Origin of the sequence: Bacillus altitudinis 41KF2b (assembly GCF_000691145.1) — a bacterium.
Lineage (GTDB): Bacteria > Bacillota > Bacilli > Bacillales > Bacillaceae > Bacillus > Bacillus altitudinis.
The window spans coordinates 62,150-81,007 of sequence record NZ_ASJC01000007.1; the positions used below are offsets into that span (position 1 = coordinate 62,150).

The 18,858-nt window shown below is 40.8% G+C and carries 17 protein-coding genes and 1 other RNA gene; 5 read left to right on the forward strand and 13 right to left on the reverse strand.

Annotation, left to right across the window (positions count from 1 at the left end; all coding sequences use genetic code 11):
- Positions 1-22 precede the first annotated feature (22 nt).
- The 6 genes from ssrS to BA79_RS13170 form a co-directional block, all read right to left on the reverse strand.
- Positions 23-208: non-coding RNA, 6S RNA (gene ssrS, locus BA79_RS19145), on the reverse strand.
- Between the two features lie 133 nt (positions 209-341).
- Positions 342-842 (reverse strand): TraR/DksA family transcriptional regulator, encoded by a 501-nt coding sequence (locus BA79_RS13155; RefSeq protein ID WP_025207496.1) that lies wholly within the window; start codon positions 840-842, stop codon positions 342-344.
- A gap of 89 nt (positions 843-931) precedes the next feature.
- Positions 932-1,579, reverse strand: coding sequence for an SDR family oxidoreductase (locus BA79_RS13160; protein ID WP_017367442.1), 648 nt, complete (start codon positions 1,577-1,579; stop codon positions 932-934).
- A 177-nt stretch (positions 1,580-1,756) separates the two neighbouring features.
- Positions 1,757-2,098: a PH domain-containing protein gene (locus tag BA79_RS13165; RefSeq protein WP_008346505.1), complete on the reverse strand. Its 342-nt coding sequence runs from the start codon at positions 2,096-2,098 to the stop codon at positions 1,757-1,759.
- Positions 2,099-2,374: 276 nt separating this feature from the next.
- A complete protein-coding gene (locus BA79_RS19150; RefSeq protein WP_017359491.1) occupies positions 2,375-2,512 on the reverse strand; it encodes a YozQ family protein in 138 nt (45 codons plus the stop codon).
- A gap of 49 nt (positions 2,513-2,561) precedes the next feature.
- A complete protein-coding gene (locus BA79_RS13170) occupies positions 2,562-2,774 on the reverse strand; it encodes a DUF6501 family protein (protein WP_008346502.1) in 213 nt (70 codons plus the stop codon).
- Positions 2,775-2,983: 209 nt separating this feature from the next.
- On the opposite strand from BA79_RS13170, the gene BA79_RS13175 reads away from it, so the two are divergent.
- From BA79_RS13175 to BA79_RS13190, 4 genes are all read left to right on the forward strand, one after another.
- On the forward strand, positions 2,984-4,468 hold the full coding sequence (locus BA79_RS13175; RefSeq protein WP_017359492.1) for an aldehyde dehydrogenase family protein: 1,485 nt from the start codon (positions 2,984-2,986) through the stop codon (positions 4,466-4,468).
- 100 nt (positions 4,469-4,568) lie between these two features.
- A complete protein-coding gene (locus BA79_RS13180; protein ID WP_035703258.1) occupies positions 4,569-6,446 on the forward strand; it encodes a terpene cyclase/mutase family protein in 1,878 nt (625 codons plus the stop codon).
- Positions 6,439-7,263, forward strand: a complete 825-nt coding sequence (locus BA79_RS13185; RefSeq protein ID WP_035703260.1) for a superoxide dismutase — start codon at positions 6,439-6,441, stop codon at positions 7,261-7,263. The genes BA79_RS13180 and BA79_RS13185 overlap by 8 nt, the downstream gene beginning before the upstream one ends.
- A 151-nt stretch (positions 7,264-7,414) precedes the next feature.
- Positions 7,415-8,365 (forward strand): bile acid:sodium symporter family protein, encoded by a 951-nt coding sequence (locus BA79_RS13190; RefSeq protein ID WP_035703263.1) that lies wholly within the window; start codon positions 7,415-7,417, stop codon positions 8,363-8,365.
- Positions 8,366-8,396: 31 nt separating this feature from the next.
- On the opposite strand, the gene odhB is transcribed toward BA79_RS13190, so the two are convergent.
- The 7 genes from odhB to cdaS form a co-directional block, all read right to left on the reverse strand.
- On the reverse strand, positions 8,397-9,653 hold the full coding sequence (gene odhB / locus BA79_RS13195) for a 2-oxoglutarate dehydrogenase complex dihydrolipoyllysine-residue succinyltransferase (RefSeq protein WP_007500721.1): 1,257 nt from the start codon (positions 9,651-9,653) through the stop codon (positions 8,397-8,399).
- A 14-nt stretch (positions 9,654-9,667) separates the two neighbouring features.
- The gene (gene sucA / locus BA79_RS13200) at positions 9,668-12,502 is read right to left on the reverse strand and encodes a 2-oxoglutarate dehydrogenase E1 component (protein ID WP_035703265.1); all 2,835 of its coding nucleotides are present in this window, start codon (positions 12,500-12,502) and stop codon (positions 9,668-9,670) included.
- Positions 12,503-12,726: 224 nt separating this feature from the next.
- On the reverse strand, positions 12,727-14,643 hold the full coding sequence (locus tag BA79_RS13205) for a vWA domain-containing protein (RefSeq protein WP_017367448.1): 1,917 nt from the start codon (positions 14,641-14,643) through the stop codon (positions 12,727-12,729).
- 11 nt (positions 14,644-14,654) lie between these two features.
- Entirely contained in the window at positions 14,655-15,533 is an 879-nt protein-coding gene (locus BA79_RS13210) for an ATP-binding protein (RefSeq protein ID WP_017367449.1), read from the reverse strand.
- A gap of 89 nt (positions 15,534-15,622) precedes the next feature.
- Complete coding sequence (locus BA79_RS13215) at positions 15,623-16,201, reverse strand: superoxide dismutase family protein (protein ID WP_007500730.1); 579 nt, start codon at positions 16,199-16,201, stop codon at positions 15,623-15,625.
- Between the two features lie 77 nt (positions 16,202-16,278).
- Positions 16,279-17,610 (reverse strand): C40 family peptidase, encoded by a 1,332-nt coding sequence (locus BA79_RS13220; RefSeq protein ID WP_035703339.1) that lies wholly within the window; start codon positions 17,608-17,610, stop codon positions 16,279-16,281.
- Positions 17,611-18,012: 402 nt separating this feature from the next.
- Positions 18,013-18,639 carry a sporulation-specific diadenylate cyclase CdaS gene (cdaS, locus tag BA79_RS13225; RefSeq protein WP_024718575.1) on the reverse strand — a complete coding sequence of 209 codons (627 nt, stop codon included), beginning with the start codon at positions 18,637-18,639 and terminating at the stop codon, positions 18,013-18,015.
- An 81-nt stretch (positions 18,640-18,720) separates the two neighbouring features.
- Between cdaS and BA79_RS19830 the strand changes: the two genes are divergently transcribed.
- A complete protein-coding gene (locus BA79_RS19830; protein WP_003215647.1) occupies positions 18,721-18,846 on the forward strand; it encodes a hypothetical protein in 126 nt (41 codons plus the stop codon).
- The last annotated feature ends 12 nt before the right edge of the window (positions 18,847-18,858 follow it).

Here is an 18,858-nt window from a genome sequence, read left to right on the forward strand (position 1 = left end):
GAAAATGGCTTGAATCATCCTAGGAAAAGCTGCGGATGCCGTAATCTAAGTAAGAAAGTTTTAAACCACCACTCCTCAAAGTGGGTGTTTGCAGAAACGTTCCTGTCTTCCTCTCGAAGGAGGCGTGACATTCCGGCTTCAATATAAAACTCCCTATTACAGCTTAAAGGTTAAAACTTAATTAACATTACGCGCATCGCAGCCTTTAAACTATACTACACGAAAGTTTATTAAATTTCAAGATATGTTTTTTCTAAAAAAATACTCATGTATACAAGATTTTTGTCCATGTAGACGTAGGAAAACATTATGTTGAGAAAACATAAATTCCTCTCATCATGTTATTTTTCCTCATCTACATCAACATCTTGCTCTTCTTCTAGCCTTTCATACGTATCTGAATGTAATTGATCCATTGTTTCTCTATTTGTTAAATCACGCATTTGCTCAGAGAACGAACGGTCAAATTCATTTGGATCTTGATTAGTTTCTTCATTTTTCTTTGCATCAATTGAATAACGAGTATAGGGTACTGCTTTCAAACGTTCATATGGAATGTCTTTTCCTGTTTTTTCACAAATTCCATATGTTCCGTCTTCCATCCGCTTAAGCGCCGCATCAATTTCACCTTCGAGCTGATCATCGACTTGATCCAGCGTCTGTTCGGTCATACGATCTAAATAGATGCTCCCGTGATCTGCGATATGGTTTCCAACACCATTTGAAATCTCATTCGATTCGACCAGCATGGATTCTTCTTTCTTTTTTGATCCTTTCACATCTTCTTTTAATTGAATAAGTCTTTCATATAAATCAGCTTTTTGCTCTTTCGTTAAGCTCACGGTCAATCACTCCTTTCTCTTTACCTTCCCGCTCCATGCGAAATGAAAACATCAAAAAAGCCGCCGCCTTTGGCAGCAGCTTTCTTCATTTAAAGATTGCGAAGTGCTTCTTCTACTGGTGTATCACCTTTGATTAAGTCAAAGGCTTTATTTTTCACATTGGATTCCGTTAAGCTTTCCACTAAGACAGTGGCTACATCTTCTCTGGAAATCTCAATGTCACGATCGTCTGGAATATGAGCCGCCGCTTCTATTTTCCCTGTCTTTTCCTCATGCAGCAGTGCTCCTGGCCGCACAATGGTGTAAGAAAGACCAGACTGTTTTAAATGTTCATCGGCTTTTCTTTTCGCTTCATAATAAATTTCCATACTGCCTTGTCCTTTTCCTTGATGAGGATCGTCGGCATTATAAGAACTCAGCATCACAAAATGCTGAATATTTTCTTTTTTGGCTGTATCAACGAGGCGTTTTGCCCCCTCTTGATCAACAGCGATGGTTTTATCTGCACCTGTTTTTGAGCCTGAACCAGCTGCAAAGATGACAGCTTCTGCTTGCTTCACAGCATCTGTCACATCCTTTTCAAGATCACCGATGACAGGCGCTGCACCAAGTTCTTTTAGCGCATCTGCTTGTTTTTCATCTCGAATGAGAGCAAGTGGCTCATGTCCTTTTTCTTTTAAATATCGAATGACAAGTCTCCCTGTATGTCCGTTTGCTCCAGCAACCAATACTTTCATTGTTCATTCTCCTTTCTGTATCTGTTTCATCTTTATCCTTTTTTGATGTGATTCAAACACACGAATAGAAAAAAGCCTTTCCCACTGTAATGGGAAAAGCTTAAGGGATATGCGATAGATAAAAATAAGAACAAAGAATGAGAAAAGTGCATGTGATCTATGTAATCGCATCGTTGATCAGCAAAGATGTTTTGTTAAAATGGCCTGCACGTCACTCAAATCTGTATCTTTAGAAAAATCGAGTTCAAATACTTTTGAGCTTGTAACAAGCAGCATACCAGTGTCCTGATCAAACACGCCAGCTTCTTGAATGGCAAAACTTTCAATTGATCGATACGGCAAGGAGACCCTGACTTTCTTTTTAGAAAATACGCGGTTATCGCCAAAGATCAGTCGTTTATTAGTGAAACAAATTTGGTCGTGACGCAGTCTGTAAACAGCCTCAATTCTTTCTCCTTCAATTAATAAGGATTCGAATTTTTTATGATCATTTTGTTTACTGACAGAAAAAATACCCACGTAAACCCCCTCTTCCTGCATCAAATTCCTTTATGACAAAACGGCCACACGGCTCTGTGGGTACGTTTTATTCTCACTTATAGAATACGCTATAAATCGTCGTTATTCCATTACGAATAGATTAAATTTCATTTAACTTTTTCTTTTTGATCCGATGCTCTTTCCTCTACTTATTTAGACTGTTAAAGCAGGAAAAAAGTTTCATTTTTTTCAAGAAATCATTCGTTATGAGACCATAAAAAAACAGTGATTATGTAAAATCACTGTTTTAAATGACTATTCATCTTTCGGGGTATCAATCGTTCCTTCGGCATACACATCAGAAATTTGCTCAAGTGTAATCGCCATATCAGCATCTTCATTGTCATGCCAAGCATTTTGATGTTTCTGCTCTTCTTGCTGCTGCTTTTTCATCATCATCACCCTTTACTGTTTTTCTTAGTATGAGTGATGACCATCAAAATCATTCAGCAGAATTGTCTTCGAAATACTCTTTGTAGTACCCGCCTACTTTACCCGTATTATCAACGACAAAGAGAAATTCCTCAGTTTCATTTTTCACATCATATGTGTGCCCAACCGTTAATGCCCGGTCAACCATATATTTTTTCGCATTTGTATGTACACATTTTACTTGTTTTATCGTTTCAGCCGTTTGCCAGTTTTGATGGATCATGATTTAAAAACTCCTTTTTTCATCTATACATTTATTGTAGCCAATTTTTCGTGAAATGCAATGAGTGTTATCGATTGCTTTCAAAGATGTCGTGTAATATGATAAATGTATACGTTTACATATGTGTGCGTATACAAAATGCTTCATGTCCACTTTTTCCACCTAGAACTCGCAGAACAACCCATATCTTTAAGGAGGTTTGTTTATTTATGAGCTCTACAACACTTCAAATCAGTTCAAAACTCGAATCTTTTCTCCAAGGGACGAAAAAACTCTACATTAACGGTCAGTTTGTCACAAGTCATGATAACAAAACATTCTCTACACCTAACCCTGCCACAGGAGAAACCCTTATTGATGTATATGAAGCAGGTGCAGCCGACATTGATGAGGCAGTAAAAGCTGCTAAAAAGGCGTTCCATGGACCTTGGCGTTCTATGTCTGCAGCCGAACGTGCCCGCTTGATGTTTAAGCTGGCAGATTTAATGGAAGAACACCAAGAAGAACTGGCCCAGCTGGAAACACTTGACAATGGAAAACCAATTAATGAAACAACCAATGCGGATATCCCTCTTGCCATTGAGCACATGCGCTATTATGCAGGGTGGACCACGAAAATGACTGGACAAACCCTTCCTGTCAGCCAGGGATATTTTAATTATACTCGCCATGAGCCTGTTGGCGTTGTGGGACAAATCATTCCTTGGAACTTCCCGCTCCTCATGGCCATGTGGAAAATGGGTGCTGCACTGGCAACAGGCTGCACCATCGTTTTAAAGCCAGCTGAACAAACACCGCTATCTGCTTTATATTTAGCTGAATTAGTGGATAAAGCCGGATTCCCAGAAGGCGTGATTAACATCGTTCCTGGATTTGGTGAAACAGCCGGTGAAGCATTAACCGATCACCCTGATGTCAATAAGCTGGCTTTCACTGGATCAACAAGTGTTGGGAAATTGATCATGGAGAAAGCAGCCAAATCCATCAAGCGTGTTACTTTAGAGCTTGGCGGAAAATCGCCGAATATTATTTTACCAGATGCCGATTTAAAGAAAGCCATTCCAGGTGCATTAAACGGCGTGATGTTTAACCAAGGTCAAGTGTGCTGTGCAGGATCAAGGGTCTTTGTGCACCGGAGCCAATATGATGAAGTCGTCGATCAAATGGCTAAATATGCGACATCATTAAAACAAGGAGCTGGTCTTCATCATGATACCCAGATTGGGCCTCTAGTGAGTAAAGAGCAGCATGAACGTGTGTTAGGTTATATCGAAAAAGGGAAGTCAGAAGGTGCAACAGCCGTAGTCGGTGGTGACTGCCCTTATGAAGCAGGCTATTTCGTCTCCCCTACTGTCTTTAGAGATGTAGAAGATGAAATGACAATCGCAAAAGAAGAGATCTTCGGTCCAGTTCTATCTGCAATTCCTTACGATTCCATTGATGAAGTGGTCGAACGGGCCAATCAATCTGACTATGGGTTAGCGGCAGGACTTTGGACAGAAAACTTAAAGCATGCTCACGATATCGCTGCACGCCTAGAAGCAGGGACCATTTGGGTCAACTGCTATAATGTCTTTGATGCCGCCTCCCCGTTTGGCGGATATAAACAGTCAGGCCTTGGCAGAGAAATGGGATCATATGCCCTAAACAACTATACAGAAGTCAAAAGCGTGTGGATTAATCTGCAAGATTAATCATTTAAGAAAGCCGGTGACGATGTCATCGGCTTTTTTTGAGCTGTCATGTGACAGGCCGACTCCTGAATATAGTGATAAAGGAAAGGAGCATGGCCGAATGCAAGATTTTAAAACGAGAGTCAACGAATATATCGATGAACTGCACATGCAGGTAGAACGCAGACAAAGAGAAGATGGCGCATTTATTTTCTGCTTTGAAGGACCTATGATGACAAATGCTTTTTTCATTATGCTGTTAAAAGCCGTTGGTGACCCCGATCAGCAATTGATCCATCAATTGGCCGAAGCAATACATGCCAAACAAAATGAAGATGGTTCCTTTTCTTTGTATCATGACCAGTCAGGACATCTCACAGCTACAGTACAAGGTTATTGCGGAATGCTCGCATCTGGCAGATTTCAAAAAGACGAGCCCCATATGGAAAAAGCAGCACAATATATTCGCTCAAAAGGTGGCCTAAAGAACGTTCATTTTATGACAAAGTGGATGCTTGCCGTAAATGGCATGCACCCTTGGCCCTACTTCTATGCACCTCTTTCCTTTTTACTCATCCCTACGTCTTTTCCGCTACACTTCTACCACCTTAGTGCCTATGCAAGGATTCATTTTGTACCCATGATGATCGCACTGAACAAACGGTATACCTCTCATGCTGCGTTTCCATCATTAGCCCATCTTGATGAAAACATGTCTAAAAATCCATTTGACTGGTTTATGGCAAGAGAAGAACGTTCGACTGATGACTTCCTCATGTATATGCGGTCATATACAGCCCTCGACAGCCGGCTCGACTTTTTCGGATATGAAGCGGCAAAGCGATACATGTTTGACCGTCTTGAAAAAGATGGGACGCTGTACAGTTACTTAAGTGCAACCATCTTTATGGTCTATGCCCTCATGAGCCTTGGGTACTCCCCTGGACATCATCTCATCCAAAAAGCAGTCAGAGGTATGAAAAAGCTCGTCACCTCCTGTCAAGGCAAGATATATGCTGAGAATTCCACCTCGACTGTGTGGGATACAGCGCTTGTCAGTTACGCTTCTCAAAGAGCAGGAAGAAAACGACAAGATCCCATGATCATGAATTCCTTCACCTATTTGATAGACCGGCAGCAAATGAAGAAAGCGGATTGGGCAGTTCATAACCGTCATGCTGCTCCCGGGGGCTTTGGTTTCTCACATATCAATACGAATAATCCTGATTGTGATGACACACAAATTGTGTTAAAAGCGATCCCAAAGGAATACGCTCCACTTCAGTGGAAACGAGGATATGACTGGCTTCTCTCCATGCAAAACCGTGATGGCGGCTTTTCTGCTTTTGAAAAAAATCAAGATCACTTTCTGCTTCGTCACCTTCCGCTTGAATCTGCGGAGGATGCGGCGATTGATCCGTCAACTCCTGATATTACTGGTCGTGTGCTCCATTTGATTGGTTTAGAAGAAAAAGATACTGCTTCACCCTCAATTCTCAGGCAAAAAGATCGATGTGTAAAATGGCTCATTGACCACCAAGAGAAAAACGGATCATGGTTTGGCAGATGGGGTGTTTGTTATATTTATGGAACTTGGGCAGCGTTAACAGGACTGAAAGCGGCTGGCATTCCCTCTTCACACCCTGCTGTGCAAAAAGCGTGCCGTTTCCTAAAGCAGATTCAGCTTGAAGATGGCAGTTTCGGAGAATCGTGTAAAAGTGCAGAACTGAAAACCTATGTCCCGCTTCCCTTTGGCACAGTGGTTCAAACCGCATGGGCGACAGAGGCACTCCTCCAATATGAGAAAGCAAATAACGCAGGCATTTTGAAAGCTGTCTCCTTTTTAGTGAACCATCACCATACTGAAGAAGCCATGTACTATCCAGTCGGCATTGGACTGCCAAAACAATTTTACATCACCTATCATAGCTACCCATTTGTGTTTCCGATGATGGCCTGTTCTACATTTTTAGACGAAATGAGGCGTATACATGAATAAAGAAGAATATCGCTCACAGCTCAAAGAGTGGCTTAGCACGATTCAACATGTTTGGCAAGATGATAAAATTCATCGAAAAGTGGAACATTTACGACTCAAAATGGAGGATGATGATTCCAGTGAACAAGAATGGTACGAACTAGCCGAAAGGATTGCAGAAGACATGCAGCATCCACATGAAGAAGTGCGCGATGTAGCAGCTGGAAATCATCAGTTACCACCACTGCCTTATCGGTATGAAGCGCTCGAACCTTATATTTCAAAAGAAATTATGTACTTGCACCATCAAAAGCATCATCAAACTTATGTTGATGGGCTAAATCAAGCTGAACTTGCACTAAAAAAAGCAAGAAGAACCAACGACTTTACGATGATCAAGCATTGGGAACGTGAGCTTGCCTTTCATGGGGCAGGACATTATTTACATTGTATCTTTTGGTTTTCCATGAGTCCTTCAGGGAAAAGAAAACCTACTGGTCAAATGCTTCGTCTCATTGATCAATCATTTGGCAGCTATGAGGCGTTCAAGTCACATTTTTCAGCTGCTGCCAAACAAGTAGAAGGTGTCGGATGGGCGATCCTTGTATGGTCCCCTCGATCTCAGCGTTTAGACATTTTACAAGCAGAGCGCCATCAGTTCCTCTCGCAATGGGACGTCATCCCCCTTCTTGCTCTTGATGTGTGGGAGCATGCCTATTACCTCCAATATCGAAATGAGAAGGCGCAATATGTAGACCGGTGGTGGAATGTCGTTGACTGGCGTGAGCCAGAAGCAAGACTAAAACAGGCTCAACAAGTAAAATGGACACCTTTTTGATCGCATACTCCACATAGTTCATTTACTATGTGGGTTTTTATTAGTTTACATAATAATATTATGAACACCCCTCGCAAAATCATAGGTTGTTTTTTCAGAAAATTCATTTAAAATAGAAAAGATATGAAAAGAAAGAGAGTTGAAAGATAGTATGAACACCCTTTTACACATTAGTCACTTTGCAGGAAGAACATTCGCTATATGGGTCATTGTCTTTGCTTGTCTAGGTTTTACTTTTCCTGCGGCATTTTCTTTGATTGGACCTTATATCCCTTTTTTACTGGGCATTATTATGTTTGGCATGGGGCTGACGCTGTCTTCTGAAGATTTTAAAGAGCTTTTTAGAAAGCCTCTTTATGTATTGATTGGGGTTTTAGCGCAGTATACACTGATGCCACTCATAGCATTTTTATTGGCCTATGGGTTACATTTACCTTCTGAAATCGCTGTCGGTGTCATTCTCGTCGGCTGCTGTCCAGGCGGGACTGCATCCAATGTAATGACCTTTTTGGCGAAAGGAAATACGGCCTTATCCCTTGCCGTGACAACGATCTCGACACTACTTGCTCCCATTTTGACCCCTGTTTTTATTTATATTTTTGCAAAATCTTGGTTATCTGTATCACCGGGTGCTTTGTTTTTGTCGATTGTCCAAGTTGTCTTAATTCCAATTATTTTAGGTGTCATCGTCAAATTGTTTTTTAAAAAACAAGTGACGTATGCTGTACAAGCACTTCCACTTGTATCTGTTACTGGCATTGTCGCCATCATTGCAGCTGTTGTCAGTGCAAATAAAGAACAGATTCTGCAATCTGGACTGCTTATTTTTGCCGTTGTTGTTTTACATAATGCTCTTGGTCTATTATTGGGTTACCTCATTGCAAAATGGTGTAAAATGGACATTCCTTCTCAACGAGCAATTTCAATAGAAGTAGGGATGCAAAACTCTGGACTTGGCGCAGCCCTTGCGACCGCACATTTTTCTCCGCTTGCCGCCGTCCCCAGTGCCATTTTTAGCGTATGGCATAATTTATCTGGCTCTTGGCTGGCAACATTTTGGTCAAAAAGAAGCTACCCAGAAAATAAAGACCAAAAAAGCTAGTACCCTCATCGGTACTAGCTTTTTCTTTCGATTATCCTTCAAGCAATAGCTGTTCAGGATCTTCAAGTAGATTTTTAATCGTGACAAGGAACCCAACAGCTTCTTTACCATCGACAATACGGTGGTCGTATGAAAGAGCTAAATACATCATTGGACGGTTTTCAAAGCGTTCTTCATCAATTGCAACAGGACGAAGTTGAATTTTATGCATACCTAAAATTCCAACTTGAGGACTGTTTAAAATTGGTGTTGAAAGCAGAGAACCAAATGTTCCTCCGTTTGTGATCGTGAATGATCCACCTTGTAATTCATTGAGCGATAATTTGTTATCTCTTGCTTTTTTCGCAAGATGACCGATTTCTTTTTCAATTCCTGCAAATGATAGTCTGTCTGCATCACGGACAACTGGTACCACAAGCCCTTCATTGGCGGCTACAGCAATACCGATGTCATAGAATTTTTTAATGACAAGCTCATCACCTTGAATTTCTGCGTTGAGAAGTGGATATTTTTTAAGTGCTGCTACCACTGCTTTTGTGAAGAAGGACATGAAGCCCAGTTTCACATCGTTTTGTTCAAGGAAGGCATCTTTGCGACGCTTTCTTAGGTCCATGACAGCTGTCATATCGACTTCATTAAATGTTGTCAGCATCGCTGCCGTTTGTTGAACTTCAACTAAACGTTTTGCAATGGTTTGTCTGCGGCGTGACATTTTTTCACGCTCAACTGGTTTCCCTGCTTGATCATTTTGCACCGCAGCATTTGCTTTTGGCGCGGCTTTCGGTGCACTTGCAGGAGCTTCATTCTTTTGGTAAGAAGCTACATCCTGCTTTCGTACCCTGCCCAGCGGATCTGCGGTTGGAATCTCAGATAAGTCTAACCCCTTCTCTCTTGCTAGTTTTCTAGCTGCTGGAGAAGCGATCGTTCTGCCATTACCAGATTTCGGCTCTTCTTTTGCTGCCTCTTCTTTTTGTTCAGCTGCTGGTTCTTCTTTCGAAGCTGGTGCAGAATCTTGCTCAGGTGCTGGAGCTGCGGACTCGCTTCCGCCAGCTTCACCTGCTGCAATCGTTCCGATGACTTCTCCAACTTGGACAGTGTCACCAGAATCTTTCAGTACTTCTTTTAGAACACCAGATTCTTCAGCTGTCAATTCGACATTGACTTTATCTGTTTCAAGTTCTAACAGGTATTCCCCCTGCTCAACATAATCGCCCGGCTGTTTTAGCCACTGAGCAATTGTTCCTTCCGAGATTGATTCCGCTAGTTCAGGTACTTTAATTTCCGCCATTTTTCATTTCCCCCTTAGTTTTTGCGAGTCAAGCTATCAGATACAATTCGTTCTTGTTCTTTTTTATGAACAGTTGGATCACCCTCAGCCGTACTTGAACGTCTTCTGCGGCCGATGTAACGTACTTTTACTTTTTCAGATGCAATTTCACGTAAATATGGCTCAATATATCCCCAAGCGCCCATATTTTGCGGTTCTTCTTGCACCCATACGATTTCTTCTAAGTTCGACAGTTTTGATAAAATGGCTTTAATATCTTTGGCTGGGAATGGATATAATTGTTCCACTCTCGCAATATGAAGCCAATCTTTTGAGTCTTCCATTTGAGTAAAACGATCACTAATATCGATCGATACCTTCCCGCTCGATAGCACAAGGCGTGTTACTTTTTCATGATCATGCACAAGGCCCGGCTGTTCAAGAACTGGACGGAACTGTCCATCTGTTAGTTCTTGGACTTCGGATAATGTGTTCGGGTTACGAAGCAGACTCTTCGGTGTCATGATGACAAGAGGACGAATCTCTTCACGAAGCAGCATTTTCGCCTGTCTTCTAAGAATATGGAAGTATTGAGCTGCACTTGTCAGATTCGCAACTGTCCAGTTATTCTCAGCAGCTGATTGCAAGAAGCGTTCTGTTCTTCCACTAGAATGTTCTGGACCTTGTCCTTCATATCCATGTGGCAAGAGCATCACAAGCCCTGACTTTTGTCCCCACTTGGCGCGGCCTGCTGAAATAAATTGATCAAAATACACTTGAGCCGCATTTGCGAAGTCTCCAAATTGAGCTTCCCAAATCACTAATGTTTCAGGAGAATAGACATTATAACCATATTCAAACCCGATGACAGAGCCTTCTGACAGTGGACTATTATGGACTGTAAATGATGCATTTGCATCACTCAGTTCATGAAGAGCAATGAATTCATCTCCCGTTTGACTGTCGTGAAGAACAAGGTTTCTTTGAGCAAATGTGCCTCGCTCAGAATCCTGTCCGGTCATTCGAATCGGCGTACCGTCTTTTAATATAGATGCAAATGCCAGTGCTTCACCAAGTGACCATTCCACTTTGCGATCATCTGTAAACACTTTTGCACGTTTTTCAAGGATCCGCTTTAGCTTACCGAATACTTGGAAGTCTTTCGGCCAGCTAATTAATTCTTCATTCAGCTTTCTTAATACATCAAACTCTACGGATGTATCAACTGCAGGGAAGCCGTTAGATACAGGCTCTGGCAGTTCGATTTCTTGAATCGTATGTTCTTTCTTTGAAGGTACTTTTTTATAAGCTTCTTCAATTTTTGCCGTGACAGCCTGCTCAATTTCTTCTCTTTGTTCTTTTGACAGAAGGCCCTCAGTGACAAGCTTATCTGCGAAGATATTCTTGACCGTTTTGTGCTTTCTGACCGCATCGTACAGCATTGGCTGAGTAGTAGAAGGCTCATCCATTTCGTTATGGCCATATCTGCGGTAGCCAATCAAGTCAATTAAGAAATCCTTTTTAAACCGTTTACGGTATTCTACCGCCAGCTGAACAGCTGCTAAACAAGCTTCTGGATCGTCTGCATTGACGTGAACAATTGGAATCTCGAAACCTTTTGCAAGGTCACTAGCGTATTTCGTTGAACGAGATTCATTGCTTTCTGTGGTAAATCCAATCATATTGTTGGCAATGATATGGATCGTTCCCCCCACTTGATAGCCGACTAATTGACTTAAATTTAATGTTTCTGCGACAATTCCCTCTCCAGGAAATGCAGCATCCCCATGAATTAAGATGGCTAACGCTTTTTCAACGTCTTGAACTGGATAGCCTTTTTGAGTACGCGATTCTTGCGCTGCACGAGTGCTTCCTTCAATAATCGGGTCAATAAATTCCAAGTGACTTGGGTTATTGGCAAGTGTGACTCTTGCACTCTTTGTATCTTCATCTTTGATTTGGCGGTCAGCACCGAGATGATATTTTACATCCCCTGTCCATCCGTAGCTGATGCCAATAGAGCCTTCTGATGGTACAAGCTCTTTATTAGGCGCATGCTGGAATTCTGAGAAAATGATCTCATATGGCTTTCCTAACACATGTGCTAATACATTTAAACGGCCTCTATGTGCCATTCCAATGTTAATATTTGAAGTCCCTTGTGTAACAGACTCGGATATAATTTCATCAAGTACTGGAACAAGTGCGTCTAATCCTTCTATAGAAAAACGCTTTTGTCCAACAAATGTTTTATGAAGGAACTGCTCAAATTGCTCGACTTCTGTTAATCTTTTGAGTACAGAAACTAGTTTATCTGCTGGTTTTTTCTTAAATAATTCACCAGACTCAATAGATTTAGAGAGCCAGTTGCGCTCTTCGAAGTCATGTACATGATCAAACTCAAATGAAATGGTACGCTTATACGTATTTCTCAAATGGTTAATGGCTTCTATGCCGTTTGAAATGTGTTTAGGTGCATCTGGACTAATAATTGATATTGGAATATTCTTAACGTCTTCTTCAGTTAAACCGTATTCCTTTAATGGAAACAGCTCTTGTAATTCCTTTTCTTTGCGAAGAGGATTGACGGAAGCATTTAAATGGCCATACGTTCTGATGTCTTCTGCCAGTTTAACGACTGATGCTATCTTTTGGATTTGTTCAGAAGTAACTACGCTATTTTCTTTTTTCCCAATTTCCTCCTTCATTTCACTCGGTGGTGCACCAAGTTCATCAAATATGCCTCTTATGTCTTCATCAACACTAGTAGGATCCTGGACATATTGATCGTAGAGCTCGAGCACGTAGCCGAGGTTCGGACCATGAAATTCTTCCCAACTCAACGGTTGTTTCACATCATTTTGAAACATTTTGAACACTACCCCCAACTTTGATCATCAAGTGATTGAACACTATCTCGATATAACTTCCAGAACACAATGACCAAATTTATGTAATAAAACGCTTCCAATCATATTCTACCACTGTTTCGGATTACTTTCTACATTCTTTGTTCAATTAAAGATAAAAAATTCAAAGAAAAACAAAAAATTTAAATCATTCCGAAAAATATTTTAAAGAAAGGGGCAAAACCTTATGCCCCAATGCTTTTATGCAGCAATTTCTTGAGTAATGGATATAGCACATCTGGCAATGTATCGACATCCGGTACAAAAATGCTGAACTTGCCATACATATCTTGGATCGTTTTCATCTGCGCCTCTTCAATCGGAGAATTGGATAAAAACACATTGATCACTTCAATTCCCTTTTTTCTCGCTTCGAGAACCGCTTCATGTGTATCCACGATCCCATTTTGTTCGTAGCTGAATGCAGCCGGCTCTCCGTCTGAGAAAACAATGAGGAACTTTTGCTCTTCTCTTCGTTTTAAAATCATTTTTGTCATTTGGCGAATCGCATATCCATCCCGGTTATCTTCTTCTGGCTCAAGTGACATAATGGATGGTCCTGCGTCAAATAAGGAATCTTTGAACGATACGACGGTGTTAAAGTAGTTCGGCTGACTTGTTTCAGTTGCGTCATTTGTATCTTCCCAGAACCCAACAATTTGATGAGGTACCTGCACTGATTTTAAAGCTTCATGAAACAGAACAATCCCTTTTTTTGTCTCATCCATCTTGTCAAACATACTCGCAGAGCAGTCAACTAATAAAGTGAACACAGCATCAATTTGAGAAGATGGCGCTTGTTTTTTATAAAATAGTCGAGGGTTAGACTCTGTAAAATAACGAATGAGCTTTTTACTGAGACGCCCTGCATGAAGATCTGTTTTTGGCCATGATTTTTTATGCTCAAGTGTTTTTTGAATCATTTGTTTTAAGCGTTTCTGATAAGGCTCGATTGCCTTTGCGTGCTGCCTGTACACATCTACTTGCTCTGGTGAAGGAGATTCTGGTGAAATCATGACTGGAAATGCATATTTGTTTTCTTTTCCATTCTCATGCGAATCTGCCCCGCTTTCTTCTCCTTCTGCCTCTTCTAGTGCTTCAAGCTTTGAATAGTCTTTTCGATGGGTTTGTTTGGCTGAACCTTGAACCGTTCCAAGCGCCTGATCTCCATCGTCACCTTCTCTTGCCGCATCTTTACCGAGATCGCTTTTACCACCGTGTTCTAAATCAAATTGAAGGAAACTTTTAGATGGTGCTTCCGTTTCTCTATGCCATACTTCCATATATTCATTATGGATGTCTTCATCCCCCTCTTTTTCCCGATCGACTTTTATATCCTCACTTAATTTTGGCTTTCTTTTGAGGTCATGGAAAAGCGGTTCTTTTGCCGCTTTTTCATAGTCCAATTCTGGGAAGAAAAAGTATGTGTTCAGCATATCCTTTTCAAGGAGCTCATCGAAGCCTTCTGTCAATTCCTTCACAATGATGGCGATATCAGATGTCGAGCGTGCGTCATATACACGTTCAAGACTTGACTCAATAAACGGAATCATTGGATCTATCCGCTCATGAAGGGGTGGAATTTCTTCAAGCGGAGATTCGGCTGTCAGCTTCACGTATATCGCACAAAAGAGTGCATCTGTTAAAATACTGCGCTCTTGGTTAATCGTTAATTGTGTTTTAAAGTGACGTCTGTAAAGCTCTCTTCTCCGTTTAAATACCTTTTTTGTTCCTGGGCGGTCACGTTTAATCCGCTCTTCAATGCGGATATCTTCAAACAGCATAAACAATTGTTTGCACACATCAGGAATGGATAATGTGTGGGCATAGGAAATGATGTCTTCAAACACTGTAAGATCGCTATACACTGTCCCTACTGCTCGCAGAAACACATCACTTTTTAGGCCTGCCATCATATCCTCTTGATGACGATCATCCCAAAAATGGCTGATGAAAATTTTCTTTTCAAACGGTTCATAGTACGATTGAACACCGTATTCAAGCTCCACATCATCACTTTTGGCAAGTGTTTTGGCTAAATCCGTTAATTCCATAAATAGAAATGAATCGATTCTGCTGTCATTAAATTTGATGAATTTCAAAAGTCAGAACCTCACTCGAATAATGTTTGAGCGATATTTCTTACCGCTGCTTTTTCCCGGTCATCTTCTAGCTTCTCTACAATTCCTCGTTCAATTGCACGAAGCGGCGGAATATATTGCGCAAGATCACATGTATCTAACAGTGCGCGAATGGATGCGGCTTCTTCACTGACCTGTCCATTGTGTGCTTGGACGATGAGATCTGATGAGAGCTGTACGAATTGATCGATTAACCGCTCATCCTTTAATACGGACTGAGTGTGCAGTACTTCTTTTAAAATGCCACCGCCAATGTAAGGAACTTCAATGACGACAAAACGGTTTTTCAGCGCTTCATTGAGCGGCACTGTCCCCACATATCCCTCATTGATTGCTGCAATCACGCCAAAACCTTCTTCTGCTCTAACGACTTCACCTGTAAATGGGTTTGTCATCATTTTTCTGTAATCAAGCACACCGTTTAAAATAGGCAGTGTTTCTGGTTTTGCCATGTTGATTTCATCAATATATAAAAGGTGTCCTTTTTTCATTGCTTTTGTAACGGGTCCTTCAATGAATTCTATAGAAGCAACTTGTCCATCATTATGGATGGTTTTATAGCCAATAAGACTTTCTGCATCAAGGTCAACTGAGCAGTTTACACTGTGCATCGGCTGTTGAAAGAAAGCGGATAAAGTTTCTGCTAGTTTGGTTTTACCTGAGCCCGTCGGTCCTTTTAACAGAACATTTTTTCCTAGGGCAAGTGCAATCATGGCATCTTGAATAATAGACGTATCTTGTGATTCATAGCCGCCTGTTCCGATAAGCGGACGAAATTCTTCTTCGAGAACTTTTCCTTTTGCTTCGATCATTGCTTGAATTTCTTCTGGGAGTGATGGTTGGTTAAACATATATGATTAATTCCTCTCTTCGATCATTTTCCTCACCAAGTATACTAAAAAAACCTTTATGCACTCAATACATAAAGGTTCGTCTTCTGTTATTTTACCATTTCTTTTGTGATGGCTCCGCAAGCAATGCGTTTCCCTGAGTTGCCAGAAGGGTTGCTTAAGTAATCATCTGCTTCTGCATGGATGATGAAACTTCGCCCGTTTTGATCGATTAATTGATTTGGGCCTCCCTTTAACGTCACATCTGGTACATTCACGACAACATCAATTTGTCCATCTGCCCCTACCTCTAAATTAGGCATATCTCCAGCATGATGCCCTTTTGGGTTGTCGAAGCCATGCTCTCTATGGGTCGGATTAAAGTGAGCCCCCGCCGTTTCAAAATCTGGCGTTTCACATATTCCTGTTTCATGAATATGAAAGCCGTGAGGACCTGGTGGCAGTCCTTTCGCTTTCACATGCAGATCCAGCCCATTTTCTGAGGACTCTCTTATTTCAATGCTCCCTATTTTTTGCCCGCTTTCGTTTATGAGTGACGTTGTGACTGGTGCTTGTTTAGGTGCGGCAACTTCTCTTGTTTCTTCTGTCGTTTCTTTTTTCGGCGGTGCATGACATGCTGATGCGGTAAAGATCAAACATATCATGATCATCCACACTGACTTTTTCATTTATGACTGCCCCCTTTTGATATCAGTATGGACAATCACAGCAACGGGCAAACAAAAAAAGCCGAAAATCGGCTTTTTTAGAAGAAACGTTTTGCGCCTAGGTAGGCTTTTTTCCAATAAGGATTGCTTAAGTTTGAAATTCCTACTCCGCTGTCACTTGCATGAAGGAAATCTCCTCCACCTAGGTATAGTCCCATATGAGAAGGACCTGCTTTGTACGTTGTGAAATAAACAAAATCTCCAACTTGTGGTGTGCTGACAGGCGTCATCATATTCCAGTATCCTGCTGTACTCAATCTAGATACTGATGAAACCTTATTAATGAGATAGTAAACAAAGCCGCTACAATCAAATCCAGCTGGTGTATTGCCACCCCATCTGTAAGGAATGCCTGTGAGTTTTTTACCTTCTTGAATCATTGTCGTGATTTTTGCATTCATTGGAACGTCAGTTTTATTATTGTTGACCGGTGTTGTTGAACCGTTTGACGTAGAACCATTAGATCCAGTTGAACCGGAAGCTGTTCCGTTGATTTTTAATACTTGTCCAATTCTCAGCACATCACTTTTCAAGCTGTTTGCTGTGCGGATTGATTGAACCTGCACCTTAAACTGATTCGCAATTTTCCATAATGAATCACCTGATTTAACCGTATAAGATGTGGTTTTACTACTTGAAGACTGATTGCTGTTTGAAGGCGTGCTAGATTGAGCAGGTGCTTTCGGCTGACTTGGTTTTGACGTCACCGTTCCTTTTACCTTCAATACTTGATTTGGATAAATCATATCAGATTTTAGCGAGTTCAATGTTTTAATTTCACCAATCGACATGTTTAACGAATTGGCAATTTTCCAAAGTGAATCGCCTAATTTTACTTTATATGTACTAGATGCTGATGACGAACTATTAGAATTCGTTGATTTGTTACTTGAGCTAGAATTAGATGTTGAGTTTGAATTTGTGGACTGGCTGCCGCTCGTTTTCGTCGTTCCAGACACTTTCAGCTTTTGTCCAGGACGAATGAGGTCACTGTTTAAGCTGTTCAAACTTTTCAAACTTGCAACTGACATTTTGTGATTCTTCGCAATCAGCCATAATGAATCCCCAAGCTTGACTGTATAGCTAGATGTTGTTGAAGCACTTGATTTCGTTGCTTTTGAACTTGTTGATGAGCTGGATTTTGAACTTTTTGCACTAGGAATCTTTAAGCTTTGTCCTGCAAAAATCATCGTCGTTTTTAATTGATTAAGAGATTGAAGTTCCGAAATACTTGTGTTGTACTGTTCGGCAATCTTCCAAAGTGAGTCACCGCTTTTCACCTTGATCGTCTGTGCTTCTGCCGGTGCAGCAATAACAGCTGAGCCTGCGATCGCTGAAACTGTGAGGCCGGTTACTACTTTTTTCTTCATAGATAAATCTCCGCCTTTCATGATTTCGTTCCTTAAGACTTATGTACTAGTTTTGAGTTTAGCATTTAATGGTTCTGCTTCTCTTGCACTATTTTATCTTTATTTCTATTATATTACTCGACATGAAGACGTTGGGCAATACTAAATAGGTTAGAGCAGCAAACTCAAAATGCTAAAACAAAGCCATATCGTTTCTATCGGCTGTTTGCTGTATTTATAAACAATTTTTAAGGAATTTTTAAGTTGACGTTTAGAAATTTGTCAAAACAAGCACGTTGCTAGTTTCATAGTTCTATTCTACATGACAAATTTTTCTGTATCAAATGACTTTTTACTTAATTGCCTGTTTTTTCTCCTCAATAAAAAAAGCACCCTTCCCAATGAAGAATGCTGTGTTCATGTTTACTTTCTGATTTCTTGGTCTTTTACAGTTAACGGATAGAGGACGCCTTCTTTCGCAAACGACATTTTCCCTGTTTCTTCTGATACCACAAGAACAAGGGCATCAGTCATGCCAGAAAGTCCAATGGCAGCCCGGTGTCTTGTGCCAAGAGAAGGGCTGACTTTTTTTGAGGTGAGCGGTAGGACATTTGCAGCGGAAACAAGCGTGTTTTCTTTTACTAAAAGGGCGCCATCATGAAGTGGGTTTCCAGGATAGAAAATGCTTTCTATTAATGATGCGCTAATTTTCGCATGAAGGTTTGTCCCTTTTTGTATATAATCCTCCACCTCATCTCTCCTTTGAATCACAATCAGTGCGCCGTGCTTTTGTTTTGATAAGTTCTCAATGGCTAAAGAAAATTGAGCAAAACCTGGTGTGAATTCTTCCATATACGCTTGTAAATAAAACGAGGAAGCCTCTGCATGCATTTCATTAAACTGATCATGTAATGATTCGAGTTCACAAAGAAGACATTGTTCCGTCTGGTCAAGCGAATCGACGATTTTCCTTGCATCCATCATAATTTGCGTTAAATGAGATTTCATTTCTAACTTAAACATCGCTTCTTCATTTGTGCGATTGATCATCTCACCATGTCCCTCCTTCTTTCGCTTGTGTCATAAAATAACAAATTGTGCACATTCTATTTGTATGGAGGTGAATTCAATATGACAATTCAAAAAGTGATTCAATATGCTTGCAGCATTTTAGGTGTTGTCAGTCTTTCTTTTATTTATGCCCAAATGTTCAAAAAAACGAAGCCCTCAAAGAAAAATAATCCGACGGAGAATTGATTTTTTTACATA

Excerpts from the sequence above, each read along its gene's own strand:
- BA79_RS13160 (WP_017367442.1), bottom strand. The coding sequence starts at position 1,579 with ATGAAAGTATTGGTTGCTGGAGCAAACGGACATACAGGGAGACTTGTC.
- BA79_RS19150 (WP_017359491.1), bottom strand. The coding sequence starts at position 2,512 with ATGAAAAAGCAGCAGCAAGAAGAGCAGAAACATCAAAATGCTTGGCAT.
- BA79_RS13170 (WP_008346502.1), bottom strand. The coding sequence starts at position 2,774 with ATGATCCATCAAAACTGGCAAACGGCTGAAACGATAAAACAAGTAAAA.
- BA79_RS13175 (WP_017359492.1), top strand. The coding sequence starts at position 2,984 with ATGAGCTCTACAACACTTCAAATCAGTTCAAAACTCGAATCTTTTCTC.
- BA79_RS13180 (WP_035703258.1), top strand. The coding sequence starts at position 4,569 with ATGCAAGATTTTAAAACGAGAGTCAACGAATATATCGATGAACTGCAC.
- BA79_RS13185 (WP_035703260.1), top strand. The coding sequence starts at position 6,439 with ATGAATAAAGAAGAATATCGCTCACAGCTCAAAGAGTGGCTTAGCACG.
- BA79_RS13190 (WP_035703263.1), top strand. The coding sequence starts at position 7,415 with ATGAACACCCTTTTACACATTAGTCACTTTGCAGGAAGAACATTCGCT.
- odhB (WP_007500721.1), bottom strand. The coding sequence starts at position 9,653 with ATGGCGGAAATTAAAGTACCTGAACTAGCGGAATCAATCTCGGAAGGA.
- sucA (WP_035703265.1), bottom strand. The coding sequence starts at position 12,502 with ATGTTTCAAAATGATGTGAAACAACCGTTGAGTTGGGAAGAATTTCAT.
- BA79_RS13210 (WP_017367449.1), bottom strand. The coding sequence starts at position 15,533 with ATGTTTAACCAACCATCACTCCCAGAAGAAATTCAAGCAATGATCGAA.
- BA79_RS13215 (WP_007500730.1), bottom strand. The coding sequence starts at position 16,201 with ATGAAAAAGTCAGTGTGGATGATCATGATATGTTTGATCTTTACCGCA.
- BA79_RS13220 (WP_035703339.1), bottom strand. The coding sequence starts at position 17,610 with ATGAAGAAAAAAGTAGTAACCGGCCTCACAGTTTCAGCGATCGCAGGC.
- cdaS (WP_024718575.1), bottom strand. The coding sequence starts at position 18,639 with ATGATCAATCGCACAAATGAAGAAGCGATGTTTAAGTTAGAAATGAAA.
- BA79_RS19830 (WP_003215647.1), top strand. The coding sequence starts at position 18,721 with ATGACAATTCAAAAAGTGATTCAATATGCTTGCAGCATTTTAGGTGTT.